Here is an 11,755-nt window from a genome sequence, read left to right on the forward strand (position 1 = left end):
TGGAGCACCAACCCAACCCGGCTTGACAGGCGATAGGAGCGTCCTGCCCAGCTCCGCAACGACATGCCACCTGGCCGGGCCCGAAGGCTCTGCAGGACCGCACCGTGCCAGGGTGGAAGGCCAGGACATCGGGCGCCCGATCAACCGTGAACGGCACGACGGGCAGAGACGACCGTGGCGCCCCGGTACACCGACCACGAGGGGAGAACAACGTGCAACTGTTCCGCATCGGACTCGGCCTGCTGCTGGCAGCCCTTCTCGGCATGCTCTTCGGGATCTGGAACTTCGGCTTCTCGCTGTTCATGCACGCCGAGGACCTCGGGGTCACCTCCGACCCTGAACTGGTGGATCAGCTCATCGGCATTCCTCCCCAGACCAAATCCCTCGTAATCGCCGCTGTGATCGGTGCAGGGCTGTGCGTGCTGCTGCTGGTGGGCTCGTTCGTCTATCCGCGGCGATCCCGGCACCACCCCAGTTAGGTAGCTCAAGCGGCGCACAACGAACGTCTACCGCAACACGGTCCGCCTTTAACCGGGCCATATGTAAAGCGCCTCCTTGGCATAGTGAGCGCTATGACTTTGCGGGACCGCCTGCTGACCTATCCGGAGATCGGCGCCACCGCTGGGCAGCTGCCCGACGGATACAACCATCCGAGGGTCCACCGGGTCATCGGTCACGGGGAGTCGACGTTCCACCGCGCCGCCAATCGATTGATGAGCTGGCAGATGCACCGAGCGGCCGGCCTGACCGTCGTGGCCACCACACCGCGCGTCGAGCAGGGCAGCCGTGTCCGCCTGCGCCTGGGCTGGCACCTGCTGCGGATCTCCTTCGGCTGCCAGGTGGTCTACGTGCTGGAGGAAGAGCGCCGGCGGGGCTTCGCCTACGGGACCCTGCAGGGCCACCCCGAGCAGGGCGAGGAGAGGTTCTTCCTCGAATGGCGGGAGGATGACACCGTCGTGTTCACCATCACCGCCTTCTCCCGTCCGGGCACCTGGTGGTCCCGCGCCCTGGCGCCGGTCAGCCATCGCCTGCAGCAGCGATACACCCGCCGGTACCTGCACGCCCTGTAGCGCCCCCTTCGAAGGCCAGTGAGGGTGCGCCACGGCAACCATGGGCGCGGCCTCGACGTGCATTAGCCTGCATGCCAGCACAAGTGCGCCTTCTCCGTGCGCGCTGGGCCTGATAGTTCTGGGCTTGAGCCGAGACAAATCGGAAAGTTCTACGGGAGGTGTGCAGTGGAGGACATCTTCTGGCCAGCCCTGGTTATGGGCCCCGTGATGATCGTCTTCGGCATTGTGGTCATCAGGTTCCGCAGAATGCTGATCTCAGTCATCATCGAGGCCCAAAGCGTGCTGTTCGGCCGGCGAGTCGGTCAGATCTTCGCAGATCGCACCGGCTCTTCGGCGCTGCTCTATCCCGGGGTCGGCGCCGTCGTCCTGGGGGTCGTGATCATTCTGATGGGTCTGTTCCTGCCGCGGGAGATGTTCTAGTGGGGTGGCCGGGCCTTGTCTTGGGCGCTGCCATGGTGATCACCGGCGTGGTCTTCCTGCTCTGCCGGAAGTCACTTGCGGGTCTCTATGCCTCACGGCGACAGGTTCTTCCGCCGGATCATCCGCAGTACCGAGCAGAACCTGCCTTCACCGCCGGTCTCATCGGCGTCCTGGGATGTGCTGGCATCTTGGCTGGCCTCATCGTGCTCGGGGCAGAGGTGCTCTAACTCTCCGCGCACGGGAGGGCCAACCTCAACGCACCTCCCAAGGTCACTACATCATGCCCGGGCGGAGACTCACCCCGGCGCGATGAGCAACTTCATGTGCAACGCCGCAGTCCCCGCAGTGCAACGGAGCATCAGCAGTTCCCTGCGGGAAGGCGGGGGCACCGAGGCGCGACCGGAGGCTCTGCTCCGGGGACGGGGTCCACGGCGTGGTCCCCGGTGCCATGGACGGGAACGGGGCGGCCGCCGCGCCGTGCATAGGTTTCGACTCGGCCCAATGAACTCCTGAAGTCAACAAGACTGGAACAGATCAGGTTTGTGTCGCTGACGGGGTTGGCTCAAGGATGTCGGCTGGATACGTTGCAAAGACAAATACTTCTCAGAAAGCGACAAACAGATGCGAAAAAGCGCAGCAAGTGCCGCACTGATCACCGCCGTCGGATTTTCAGCCCTCAGTGCTGCCCCGGCGTCGGCCGACGTTTACGGACCCATCTTCCCCGTCTGTGATGCAGCCTTCGCCGCAGGGGTGTACAACATCCCCCAGGGCAGCCCGGCGTACCACCCCGCTCTGGACACCGACGCCGACGGCGTGGCGTGTGAGAGCGAGGCTTACGCCTACGACGCCGCGACGGTGGCCGAGATCGTGGAGCAGCGTGAGCTGGCCCGGGACACTCTGCCCCCGAACACCGGCATCATCGCCGGCCCCGATGGCACTGGTCTGGAGGAGGCACCGCAGATCGAGCAGGTCCCCGTCGGCGGCGCCGACACCGGCGTGGCCGTGGAAACCGCCGACGGCGACAGCGCCGCCGCGGTGACCGGTGGCCTGGCCCTGACCGTGACCCTTGCTGGTGGCGCGTTCTGGCTGCGACGGCGCGCCCGCACCGCCTGAGCAGCACGCCTACGGCCCCGGTAACCCTCGCACCGGGTTGCCGGGGCCATTGGTGTACCTGTCGCAAGCACTGTCCCACCTCATGCATCACCGCGCCGGCAGAGCCGGGTCGACCACACGGACCCACCAGCAGAGGCTAAAAATTCCAGAGCTGAGTGTCCGACAATCCGCCATATGTAAAGAAGGTCGCGTCGAGCTACTGATGCAGCCAGTGTCCGCGGATCAATCAGCGATAGCGCGTTTGGTCCCTGAGTTCTAGGGTGGGAGATCCGCCAGGAAATTTCTGCTTCGTCAGCAGAAGCGTGCACTTCGGGCAGGGCCGGGTCTCGCCCTGGTGGTCCCGCAGAAGCATTGCCAGATCCTGGTGCCGGTGCTCCACTGGAAAGACGAGCCTGTCCTGGGCCCGTACGTCCAAGGGGGATCATCATGGCTGGTCACGACAAGCAGGCCGAGCACACCAAAGCAGAACACACTCACGGAGAGAACTGCGGGCACGAGACCGTTGAACACGGCGATCATGTGGATTATCTCCACGACGGTCACCGGCATGCGGAGCATGAGGACCACTACGACGAGTGCGCGTAGCCTGCCCCCGGCATCCTTCAAGAGGCCCCTGCAGAGAGCAGGGGTCTCTTGTTCTGCCCCGGCATCGGTTGAGGGACAGCTCCTGCTGCCCTGCTCCAGGCGCGCACATTGACGGGCATTGTGGGCGGGCATTGTGCGTGAACGCTTGAGACGTGGGCGTGCCAGGGAGACTCGTCCACGAGCGGGTGAACGTGAACGGGGTCAAAGCAGCTGTTCGATGGTGTTCCCGCCGTCGGTGGTGCGCAGCACGGTTCCGTCGGCCACGAGCAGGGCCTCAGTCTCGCCTTCCTCCGTGAGCCCGGCCCCCAGGGCGGTGATCTCCCCGATCGGCTGGTCACTGGCCGTCCAGGTTTCCCCGGCATCTGCGCTGGTCAGCAGGTTCCCGTCGACCCCGGCCCCGACGATGGTCTTGTCGTCGGCCCAGGCGATCAGGGACATCAGCTGCGGGGTGTCCAGGGTGTCCCAGGTGGCACCGTCGTCCTGGGAGCGCATGACGCCGTCCTCGGTGGTGGCCAGGATGGTGCCTGTGCCCGGGGCGATCGCCAGGGCGGCCGGGGCGGAGGGGATCTCGAGGGTGTCCCAGGTGCGCCCGTCGGAGCTGGCGCGCAGCTGCCCATCGAAGCCGAGCACCCCGTTCGGACCGGCGGCCAGGGTGTGGAAGTCCGATTCCCCGCCCCTCGAGAGCACCTCCCAGGTCTCGCCCTGATCGGTGGATTCGATCAACCCGACCGGTTCGGGCAGATCGGTGCCGATACCGGGGTGGCCCGAGGCCAGATAGCGGCCCTCGGGCGTGACGGTGAAGCCCATCAGGTCCACGACCGGACTTGCCTGAGTCAGTTCCCCGTCCTGGAGACGGAACAGCCCTTCATGGGTGGCCAGCAGGATCACCCCTGCTCCTGCTCCTGCTCCTGCGCCGCCTCCGGTCACCGTGTCGCGGGTGATGGCGTGCACATGGGTGATCGCCGTGCCGGTGCTGCTCGCTCCGGCCGGTGCCGGGCTCTCCGCCGGGGAAGTACACGCGGCCAGGGCGCCGGTGCCGAGCAGGCCGAGGCCGCCCACGAGCAGGGTTCTACGGGTCAGGGGGTTCATGGGTCCTTTCCGCCTCGCACCACACTGCGAGGGCCATCCACCATTGTCGACCGGTCGGGGAGGGACCCTGTGGCGTTCTCCGTGAAGGTTTGGCGAAGATTCCTCCCCCGACCAGTCTCCGGCACGAATGCGGTGCGGACGGAGGGGACACTGAAGTCATGGATTCTGGCATCGATGCGGTGACCGGGCGGGTGCTGGTGGTCGACGACGAGAAGCCCCTGGCCCGGATGATCGCCACCTACCTCACCCGCGCCGGCTATGACGTGGCCACCGCCCACACCGGGCCCGACGCCGTGGAGGCCGCCCGCAGCCGGAGCTTTGATGTGGTGGTGCTGGATCTGGGGTTACCCGGGCTGGACCGGATCGAGGTGTGCCGCAGGATCCGGGGCTTCTCCGAGTGCTACGTGCTGATGCTCACCGCCCGCGGGGACGAAGACGACAAGCTGGCCGGCCTGGCGGCCGGGGCCGATGACTACATCACCAAGCCTTTCAGTGTGCGTGAGCTCGTCGCGAGGGTGGCCGCGGTGCTGCGCCGGCCCCGCACCACCGTGACTGCTGTGGAGCCGGCCCGGGTGTTCGGGGACCTGACCGTCGATCTCACCGCCCATGAGGCGCGGGTGGTCGGTGAGCCGGTGGGGTTGACCCGCACCGAGTTCGACCTGCTGGCCGCCCTGACGGCGCGGCCGCACCAGGCGTTGTCCCGTCGTCAGCTCATCGACACCGTGTGGGACCCGGCCTGGGTGGGCGATGAGCGGCTGGTGGATGTGCACATCGGTCACCTGCGCCGGAAACTCAGTGAGGATCAGAGCGCCTACATCGACACCGTGCGCGGGGTCGGCTATCGGATGGTGAGCCGGTGAGCGGCCGGCGGCACAGCTGGGGGTTGGCCTCCCGGTTCTTCCTGGCCCAGGCCATCGTGGTGGCCGCCAGCATCCTCGCCGCCGTGGCCGTGGCCTCCTTGGCCGGGCCCCCGATCTTCCACGAACACCTGATCATGGCCGGGCACTCGGAGAACTCCCCGGAACTCCTGCACGTGGAGCAGGCCTACCGTGACACCAACCTCATCATCCTGGGGGCGGCCCTGAGCACTGCTGTGGTGTGCGCGGCGGCGGTGACCTGGTTCTTCACCCGCCGCCTCCAGCGGCCCCTGGCCGCACTTACCCAGGCGGCCCAGTCCATGGCCCGCGGGCGCTACGACACCCGGGTCCCGGCCCTGGGTGCCGGCACCGAGGTGGACGCGGTCGCCACCTCGTTCAACACCATGGCCACCCGTCTGCAGCGCACCGAGGACACCCGCCGGCGGATGCTCTCGGACCTGGCCCACGAGATGCGCACTCCGATCTCGGTGCTCTCCGTCTACTGCGAGGCTCTCCAAGACGGGGTGACGCACTGGGACGAGGCCACCGGGGAGCTCATGACCGACCAGCTGGGACGCCTCACGCGCCTGGTCGAGGACATCCACGACGTCTCCCGGGCCGAGGAGGGCCGGATCGAGCTGGAGCGCACCGCACAACCCGTCGACGAGCTGCTGCGCACCGCCGTCGAGGCCCACCGGGAGGCCTACGCCGCCAAGGGCGTGCATCTGGTGCTCGAGGCGCAGGATGCCGCCGGGGTCGTGGAGGTGGACCGGCAGCGGATGGGTCAGGTGCTGGGCAACCTGCTCACCAACGCCCTGCGCCACACACCGCCCGGTGGCACGGTGACCGTGCGCGCCGCCGTCCACGGCCCCGGCCGTCTCGGCCTGGTCGTGGCCGACACCGGCGACGGGATCGCCGCCGAGAACCTGCCCCAGGTGTTCGAGCGCTTCTGGCGCGGGGACACCGCCCGGGACCGCGACCACGGCGGCTCCGGGATCGGCCTGACCATCTCCCGGGCCCTGGTCGAGGCCCACGGCGGAACGCTGAACGTCAGCTCCTCCGGTCCCGGAGCTGGGACGGTCTTCACCGTGGAGCTACCCCGCCCCACCCGGCACCGCCCCCGTGAAACCACGGTCGCCGCATGACCCCACGCTTGCAACATACCCCTGGGGGGTATATACCTGGGGGTGGTGAGGACGTATCCGGTCCTACCGCCCGAATCGATCGAAGGAGCTTCACATGAGCCACGAGACCCGCTCCCCGTTGCCGATGGCCTCCACCGGCTGCGCCTGCTGCGCACCCGCCCCCGCCGCCGATCACGCGGCTCCTGCTGCTGGGACGGCTTCCGCTACCGGCACGACGTCGACCTACCAGGTTCAGGGCATGACCTGTGGCCACTGCGCCACCAGCGTCACCGAGGAGCTCACCGCCCTGAAGGGTGTGAGCGAGGTGCACGTGGACCTGGTGGCCGGTGGGGCCTCCACCGTCACGGTCACCGCCGAACACCCGCTGAGCACGGAGGCGGTCCGCACCGCAGTGGAAGAAGCCGGTTACACCCTCGTCACCGCCTGACGAGACCGACCACCGCCCTGGCCCGCCAGGGACCTGCGCGAAAAGGAACGCCATGAGCACCCCGCAGCACCACGACCGCCCCACCGCCCCGGGCCAGGCGCACACCGGCCACGACACGGACCACCCCGCCGATCACCACGGCGCGGCCCACCGCGGCCGGCACGCCGATGCCGACACCCACGGGCAGGCCATGCCGCACGCCCACGCCCACTCGGCGGTGGACGAGGACCACCAGGTCCACACCCACGGCGAGCACGCCGGGCACTCCACGGCGATGTTCAAGAACAAGTTCTGGCTCTCGCTGGTACTGGCGATCCCCGTAGTGGTCTTCTCCCCGATGGTCGGGCACCTGCTGGGTTACCACGTCCCCGAGTTCCCGGGCTCTACCTGGATCCCTCCGGTGCTGGGCACCGTCATCTACCTTTACGGTGGTGCCCCGTTCCTGCGCGGCGGGCTCACCGAGCTGAAGTCGAAGCAGCCGGGGATGATGCTGCTGATCGCCATGGCCATCACCGTCGCCTTCGTCGCCTCCTGGGTCACCACCCTGGGGATCGGCGGGTTCGACCTCGACTTCTGGTGGGAACTGGCCCTGCTGGTGGTCATCATGCTGCTGGGCCACTGGATGGAGATGCGCGCCCTCGGGGCGGCCTCCTCCGCCCTGGACGCCCTGGCCGCGCTGCTGCCCGACGAGGCCGAGAAGGTCGTCGACGGCGACACAGTCACGGTGCCCGTCGCCGAGCTGGCCGTGGGCGACGTCGTGCTCATCCGCCCCGGGGCCCGGGTCCCGGCCGACGGGGAGATCGTCGACGGGACGGCCGAGTTCGACGAGTCCATGATCACCGGCGAATCCCAGGCCGTCGCCCGCACCGTGGGCGAGACGGTGGTCGCCGGGACCGTGGCCACCGACACCACCGTGCGCGTGCGGGTGGAAGCCGTCGGCGCCGACACCGCCCTGGCCGGGATCCAGCGGATGGTCGCGGCCGCCCAGGAGTCCTCCTCCCGGGCCCAGGCCCTGGCCGACCGTGCCGCCGCGCTGCTGTTCTGGTTCGCCCTGGCCGCCGGCATCCTCACCGCCATCGCCTGGACGGTCCTGGGCAGCCCCGACGACGCGGTGATCCGCACCGTGACCGTGCTGGTCATCGCCTGCCCGCACGCCCTGGGCCTGGCGATCCCGCTGGTCATCGCGATCTCCACGGAGCGCGCGGCGAAGGCCGGGGTGCTGATCAAGGACCGGCTGGCCCTGGAGCGGATGCGCACCATCGACGTGGTGCTCTTCGACAAGACCGGGACCCTGACCGAAGGGGCGCATGCCGTCACCGGCACGGCCCCTGTCCCCGGGGTCTCCGAGGGTGAGCTGCTGGCCTGGGCGGCGGCGGCCGAGGCCGACAGCGAGCACCCCGTGGCCCGGGCCATCGTGCGCGCCGCCGCCGAGCACCCCGAGGCCCCCCGGCTGGGCCTGCAGGGCACCGGTTTCCGCGCGGCCACCGGCCGCGGCGTGAAGGCCACCGTCGACGGGGCCGAGGTCCTGGTGGGCGGGCCGAACATGCTGCGCGAGCTCGACCAGGACACCCCCGAGCCGTTGCGGGCGGGCGTGGACGAGTGGACCAGCCGCGGCGCCGGGGTCCTCCACGTGCTCCGGGACGGAGCGGTCATCGGTGCCCTGGCCCTGGAGGACAAGGTCCGCCCCGAGTCCCGCGCCGCCGTGGCCGCCCTGCAGGACCGGGGGGTGCGCGTGGCGATGATCACCGGCGACGCCCGGCAGGTCGCCGAGGCCGTGGGCGCCGAGCTGGGCATCGACGAGGTCTTCGCCGAGGTCCTCCCGCAGGACAAGGACACCAAGGTCACCGAGCTTCAGTCCCGGGGGATGACCGTGGCGATGGTCGGCGACGGCGTCAACGACGCCCCTGCCCTGGCCCGGGCCGAGGTCGGCATCGCCATCGGCGCCGGCACCGACGTGGCCATGGAGTCGGCCGGGGTGGTCCTGGCCGGCAACGACCCGAGGGCGGTGCTGTCGATGATCGACCTGTCCCGGGCCAGCTACCGGAAGATGATCCAGAACCTGGTCTGGGCCGCCGGCTACAACGTGGTCGCCGTGCCCCTGGCCGCCGGGGTGCTCGCGCCGATCGGGATCGTGCTGTCCCCGGCCGTGGGCGCGGTGCTGATGTCGGCGTCCACGATCGTGGTGGCGCTCAACGCCCAGCTGCTGCGCCGCCTCGACCTCGACCCGGCCCATCTGGCCGCCGTCAGCGCCGAGGACCGCCGTCCCGCCGAGCAGTCCACGACTGCCCCCACCCACTGACCCACCGACACAACCGACAAGAAGAGAAGGACACCCCCATGAAGCGAACCACCGCCCTCAGCACCCTCGCCCTGGCCTCCGCCCTGGCCCTGACCGGCTGCGGCACCGGCGCCGACGAGCAGGACACCGGCACGAGCGCGGAGACCGCCGCCCCGGCCACCGCCGCCCCCGAGACCCCCAGCACCACCTCGGCCTCCGAGGAGCCGATCGCCGAAGAGCACAACGACGCGGACGTGATGTTCGCCCAGATGATGGTCCCGCACCACGAGCAGGCCGTGGAGATGAGCGAGACGCTGCTGGCCAAGGAGGAGGTGCCGGCCGAGGTCGCCGATTTCGCCCAGCAGGTGATCGACGCCCAGGGCCCGGAGATCGAGCGCATGAACGCCATGCTCGAGGCCTGGGGCCAGGAGCCCATGATGGAGTCCGGCGGCATGGAGGGCATGGACCACGGCTCCGGGGCGGGGATGAGCGGGATGATGAGCGAGGAGGACATGCAGGCCCTGGAGGACGCCCAGGGCACCGAGGCCTCCCGGCTGTACCTGGAGCAGATGACCGCCCACCACGAGGGCGCGGTCGAGATGGCCCGCGACCAGGTCGAGCAGGGGCAGAACCCGCAGGCCGTGGCCCTGGCCCAGGACGTCATCGAGGCCCAGGAGGCCGAGATCACCGAGATGGAGGGCCTGCTCCAGGGCCTGCCCAGCGGCTCCTGAGACTCCGCAGGTCGTCCGGGGCCGCTACAGGGCGGCCCCGGAACAGCGCCAACTACCACGGAAGGAACCCGTCATGATGTGGGGTGACGGCATGGGGTGGATGTGGCTGTTCTGGCTCCTGCTCATCGGGGGCACGGTGGTGCTGGTCTTCGTGCTGGTGAAGGCGTTCACCAGCGGCTCGGGCGGCGGCACCTGGCAGGGCGGCACCGCGCCGCCGACGACGGGTGCAGGCCCGCGCCGGTCCCGGGAGATCCTCCAGGAGCGCTACGCCCGCGGAGAGATCAACACCGAGGAGTACCGGGAACGCCTACGGACCCTGGAAGAAGGCGACCGGTGAGCCCGCTGAGCCGCCGCCAGCAGCTGTCCCTGGATGCGGCGGAGGAAGACCGGGCCGCATGATGTCCTTCACGATCGACGGGTAAGGGTACGACGCCGAGCGCACCGACCAGCGGGTCCGGGTGGGCACCGTGGAGGTGTGGACCCTGACCAACTCCAGCCCCCTGGACCACCCGGTGCACCTGCACGTGTGACCCCTGCAGGTCGTGGCCGAGGAGGGCCGCGACGTCTCCGCACCGCGGTGGCGGGACGTGGTCAACATCCCGGCCTTCGGGGGGGGTCACCGTCCGGGTGGCCTTCGACGACTTCGGCGGCCGCCCCGTCTTCCGCTGCCACACCCTCGACCACGAAGACCTCGGCATGATGGGCACCCTCGAAGTCCGCTGAGCGGCGGTGGGCCCGACCCACCGACCTTGTCCGACAACCCCACCGCCGAGAAACGATCGCACCCCGGCAGGAAGGACGTGCAGCTCCCCATGAACGACAGCACGCAGACGCAGCAGAAGCTCTCCCTGACCGGTTCCGTCGCCCTGGGCACGGGGGTGATGATCGGTGCGGGCATCTTCGCCCTCGTGGGGCAGGTCGCGGAGCTGGCCGGGGGCTGGGTGCCCTGGGCGTTCCTCGCCGGGGCCGTGGTCGTGGCGTTCAGCTCCTACTCCTACATCCGCTACTCGGCCACCAACCCGTCCTCCGGCGGGATCGCGATGCTACTCAAGGCCGCCTACGGCCCCGGGGTTCTCGCCGGGTCCTTCTCCCTGTTCATGTACGTGTCGATGATCCTGGCCGAGTCCCTGCTGGGCCGCACCTTCGCCTCCTACCTGCTGCGCCCCTTCGGCCTGCAGGACTCCGCGGTGTGGGTGGCGGTGCTGGCGGTGGTGGCCATCGCGGCCGCCGCCCTGGTGAACCTGGTGGGCAACCGGTGGGTGGAGCGCTCCGCCACGGTGACCGCGGCAATCAAGATCGTCGGGATCGCCGTGCTGGCGGTCGCGGGCATCCTCGCGGCAGGGGTGTCCTCCCTGGGCAGGCTGTTCACCGCCGCCGACCGCACCCCACCGGAGGCGGGCTGGCTGGGCTTCCTGGCCGGGACCACCCTGTGCATCCTGGCGTACAAGGGCTTCACCACGATCACCAACCAGGGCGCGGACCTGCAGCAGCCGCAGCGCAACATCGGCCGCTCCATCATGATCTCCATCGCCCTGTGCACGGTGCTCTACCTGCTGATCACCGTGGCGGTCACCGGCAGCCTGACCGTGCCGCAGATCGTCGAGGCCCGGGACTACGCCCTGGCCGAGGCGGCCGAGCCGATGTTCGGCGTCTGGGGCGTGCGGCTGACCGTGCTGATCGCCGTGGTCGCCACGCTGTCGGGGCTGATCGCGAGCCTGTTCTCGGTCTCGAAGCTCTACGACATGCTCCGCGACATGGGCCAGGCCCCCGGGCTGCCGGGGAAGGAGGGCCACCAGTCGCTGTTCATCACCGCCGGGCTGGCGATCCTGATGGCCGCCTTCTTCGACCTGTCCCAGATCGCCGCCCTCGGCGCCATCCTGTACCTGGCCATGGACATCGCCATCCACCTGGGCATCCTCCGCCACCTCAAGGACGACGTCGGGGCCAAACCGTGGATCCCGTGGACCGCGATCGCCCTCGACGTCGCGGTGCTCGTGCCGTTCGTGCTGCTGAAGGCCCAGTCGGACCCGTTCACCCTGG

14 protein-coding genes are annotated in these 11,755 nt (G+C 69.5%); 13 read left to right on the forward strand and 1 reads right to left on the reverse strand.

Features of this window, described 5'->3' with window-relative positions; genetic code table 11:
• Nucleotides 1-212 precede the first annotated feature (212 nt).
• From AVL61_RS09935 to AVL61_RS09955, 4 genes are all read left to right on the forward strand, one after another.
• The gene (locus AVL61_RS09935; RefSeq protein WP_058874187.1) at nucleotides 213-479 is read left to right on the forward strand and encodes a hypothetical protein; all 267 of its coding nucleotides are present in this window, start codon (nucleotides 213-215) and stop codon (nucleotides 477-479) included.
• 93 nt (nucleotides 480-572) lie between these two features.
• A complete protein-coding gene (locus AVL61_RS09940; RefSeq protein ID WP_058874188.1) occupies nucleotides 573-1,070 on the forward strand; it encodes a DUF1990 family protein in 498 nt (165 codons plus the stop codon).
• 165 nt (nucleotides 1,071-1,235) lie between these two features.
• On the forward strand, nucleotides 1,236-1,490 hold the full coding sequence (locus AVL61_RS09945; protein ID WP_058874189.1) for a hypothetical protein: 255 nt from the start codon (nucleotides 1,236-1,238) through the stop codon (nucleotides 1,488-1,490).
• A 621-nt stretch (nucleotides 1,491-2,111) separates the two neighbouring features.
• Nucleotides 2,112-2,603, forward strand: coding sequence for an excalibur calcium-binding domain-containing protein (locus AVL61_RS09955; protein WP_075872998.1), 492 nt, complete (start codon nucleotides 2,112-2,114; stop codon nucleotides 2,601-2,603).
• A 786-nt stretch (nucleotides 2,604-3,389) separates the two neighbouring features.
• Here AVL61_RS09955 and AVL61_RS09965 read toward each other — a convergent pair.
• Nucleotides 3,390-4,277, reverse strand: coding sequence for a F510_1955 family glycosylhydrolase (locus tag AVL61_RS09965; protein WP_047804189.1), 888 nt, complete (start codon nucleotides 4,275-4,277; stop codon nucleotides 3,390-3,392).
• A gap of 158 nt (nucleotides 4,278-4,435) precedes the next feature.
• Here AVL61_RS09965 and AVL61_RS09970 point away from each other — a divergent pair, with 158 nt between their 5' ends.
• The 9 genes from AVL61_RS09970 to AVL61_RS10000 all read left to right on the forward strand — a co-directional run.
• The gene (locus AVL61_RS09970) at nucleotides 4,436-5,137 is read left to right on the forward strand and encodes a response regulator transcription factor (protein WP_058874191.1); all 702 of its coding nucleotides are present in this window, start codon (nucleotides 4,436-4,438) and stop codon (nucleotides 5,135-5,137) included.
• Entirely contained in the window at nucleotides 5,134-6,279 is a 1,146-nt protein-coding gene (locus tag AVL61_RS09975; protein ID WP_047804187.1) for a sensor histidine kinase, read from the forward strand. Before AVL61_RS09970 ends, AVL61_RS09975 begins: the two co-directional genes overlap by 4 nt.
• 94 nt (nucleotides 6,280-6,373) lie before the next feature.
• Nucleotides 6,374-6,706 (forward strand): heavy-metal-associated domain-containing protein, encoded by a 333-nt coding sequence (locus AVL61_RS09980; protein ID WP_058874192.1) that lies wholly within the window; start codon nucleotides 6,374-6,376, stop codon nucleotides 6,704-6,706.
• 52 nt (nucleotides 6,707-6,758) lie between these two features.
• The gene (locus AVL61_RS09985) at nucleotides 6,759-9,005 is read left to right on the forward strand and encodes a heavy metal translocating P-type ATPase (RefSeq protein WP_047804185.1); all 2,247 of its coding nucleotides are present in this window, start codon (nucleotides 6,759-6,761) and stop codon (nucleotides 9,003-9,005) included.
• Between the two features lie 38 nt (nucleotides 9,006-9,043).
• Nucleotides 9,044-9,715 (forward strand): DUF305 domain-containing protein, encoded by a 672-nt coding sequence (locus AVL61_RS09990; RefSeq protein WP_047804184.1) that lies wholly within the window; start codon nucleotides 9,044-9,046, stop codon nucleotides 9,713-9,715.
• A gap of 73 nt (nucleotides 9,716-9,788) precedes the next feature.
• On the forward strand, nucleotides 9,789-10,052 hold the full coding sequence (locus tag AVL61_RS09995) for an SHOCT domain-containing protein (protein ID WP_047804183.1): 264 nt from the start codon (nucleotides 9,789-9,791) through the stop codon (nucleotides 10,050-10,052).
• Between the two features lie 136 nt (nucleotides 10,053-10,188).
• On the forward strand, nucleotides 10,189-10,245 hold the full coding sequence (locus AVL61_RS18675) for a hypothetical protein (RefSeq protein WP_238986074.1): 57 nt from the start codon (nucleotides 10,189-10,191) through the stop codon (nucleotides 10,243-10,245).
• 97 nt (nucleotides 10,246-10,342) lie between these two features.
• Nucleotides 10,343-10,438: a cupredoxin domain-containing protein gene (locus AVL61_RS18680; RefSeq protein ID WP_331457110.1), complete on the forward strand. Its 96-nt coding sequence runs from the start codon at nucleotides 10,343-10,345 to the stop codon at nucleotides 10,436-10,438.
• An 89-nt stretch (nucleotides 10,439-10,527) separates the two neighbouring features.
• On the forward strand, nucleotides 10,528-11,755 hold a 1,228-nt coding region (locus tag AVL61_RS10000; protein ID WP_058874193.1), incomplete at its 3' end, for an APC family permease.

Source organism: Kocuria rosea subsp. polaris (genome assembly GCF_001483755.1).
In the GTDB taxonomy this organism is placed as follows: Bacteria; Actinomycetota; Actinomycetes; order Actinomycetales; family Micrococcaceae; genus Kocuria; species Kocuria cellulosilytica.